The 1,746-nt window shown below is 58.0% G+C and carries 1 protein-coding gene and 2 pseudogenes; all 3 read left to right on the forward strand.

Annotated elements, in window-relative coordinates; all coding sequences use genetic code 11:
• Positions 1 to 96 precede the first annotated feature (96 nt).
• Positions 97 to 309, forward strand: a pseudogene (locus AC0L17_RS34305) (transposase domain-containing protein); the annotation flags it as partial.
• Between the two features lie 3 nt (positions 310 to 312).
• The gene (locus AC0L17_RS34310; protein ID WP_473518964.1) at positions 313 to 528 is read left to right on the forward strand and encodes a hypothetical protein; all 216 of its coding nucleotides are present in this window, start codon (positions 313 to 315) and stop codon (positions 526 to 528) included.
• Between the two features lie 744 nt (positions 529 to 1,272).
• Positions 1,273 to 1,571, forward strand: a pseudogene (locus AC0L17_RS34315) (hypothetical protein); the annotation flags it as partial.
• Positions 1,572 to 1,746 lie beyond the last annotated feature (175 nt).

The raw sequence follows: 1,746 nt of genomic DNA on the forward strand, positions 1-1,746 counted from the left end.
ATGCCCGGCATCCGCTCGCATCCCGAACGTCGCGCACACAAACTGCGCATAATCCTGGCCTGAGCATAATTGCGGTTATGCATACCTTTTCATAATCGCAAATCGTGGCTCTTCGCCGGTTCCGAACGCGGCGCTGCCCGAGCAGCCGCCATGTCCACGCTCATTACGACGGCAAAGCTCAACGATGTCGATCCGTTGGCCTGGCTGGCCGACGTGCTCGCGCGCATCGCCGGCATTCCACATAGCCGGCTTCCTGAATTGCTACCGTGGGAATGGAGAAAGCCCGATCAGCAAGCGGCAGCCGCCTGAACCATGGCAGCGATCGCCCACGTCTTCATGATCCGGCGCGTCGCCCAAATCCTGGGCCAGGATGAAGACCTGCTGTGCGAGCTGTCGGACCAGCTCGAGCCTGAGGATGGTAAGCTGTGGGTCTATGATCTCGACGGAATCGCAACTCCTGCCTTTAGCGACTTCCGCATCGAGGCCCTTCGCGAAATCATTCGAGACCAGCTCGATCCAACTGGCTAACAGGCGACAGCTAGTTGTCCCTTCAAATCCGGCACGCCGCGGTCCCTACCGGATGCTTACGGCTTCAATAAAGGCTTCCTCAGTTGAGACGCCAGTGCCGGTCCACCATGTAGTGGAACCCCAAATCCTCGACCATTGAGGGCATCCGCGTTGCTGGCATCCTCGACATCATCGTCGATGCAAGTGCGAAATGAGTCGATACGGTCTATCGGCGCGTTTAAGATCGAGGGCGCGATTTGGTGTCACGAAAACCGGGAGATGTCAGTAGAATTACTTCCAGGCGGTATCAGACTCGATGCGTTCTGTATCCTGTGTCTGGCCGTTCTTCACCTCTGGTCAGCTCGAATGTTATACCTCAGACGACCACTTTTCAGGGGCAGGCCAGGTGGCGGCAGCCATCTGACATCGAGATGATACCGGCCGGAACATTGTATTGGCGAATACAATGCCAAGTGGCGCATAACTTGGCAGCCATTGGATAGAACTGCATCCGTCCCGTCACAGCCGTCTGAAAAGGCACCAATGCCACTGAGTATGGCTCGGGCGTCGCCTACGTCTTCGCGCGCTGCCGTGTGCCTAACGGGCGTTGATCGGCGGTGTTTCGGCAGGCGCTCTCAGTTAGCTGGAGGGGGGCTGCTGATGCGCTGTATCCGGGCGCCAAACAAAGCGAATATGGATAAGAAGGGGGCGAGCAGGGTGTTGTCCCGAGATCCCAGGGTTGGTGTACGGCGGATCCGGAGGCTCCTGAACAGGTCCTCCAGAGGATCTGAATGGCGTGAGTGGGACTTACACATACACTCCCCAGCATCATTCCATTGGAACGGCGAACGGTTCGGAACGGACAAAGCTCGAAACGACCAGCTCATCGATGAAATGATCTGGGCGTTGAATGACGCTAGTCCGACGGCGTTTGGGCTAATGGACTACTGGACATTCGACGTTGGTTCGCCCTCAAGGCGCGGCAGGGCCAACCCGCTGCGCCGGTACTTATCAAAACCGCTTTGCCTGGTATTGAACTGCGTTTGGCGGCGCCGATGGGGGGCGACTATCGGCACTTCCCTGGCGCTGGTCAGCGCGATTCAAAAGCAATGAAATTGCTGTCATCGTCGCGAGGCGCGGCAGAGCCATCCCGTTGCGCCGAAAAAGAGTTGTGTGCGTCAAGTTCTGCAAAAATGGCGTGGCATTCAGCGGTGACGTTGGCGTGTCCGCCGCGCAGCC

The organism is Mesorhizobium sp. WSM4829 (genome assembly GCF_055811475.1).

What these genes read in the sequence shown, in the direction of transcription:
- AC0L17_RS34310 (WP_473518964.1), top strand. Translation starts at nt 313, where the DNA reads ATGGCAGCGATCGCCCACGTCTTCATGATCCGGCGCGTCGCCCAAATC.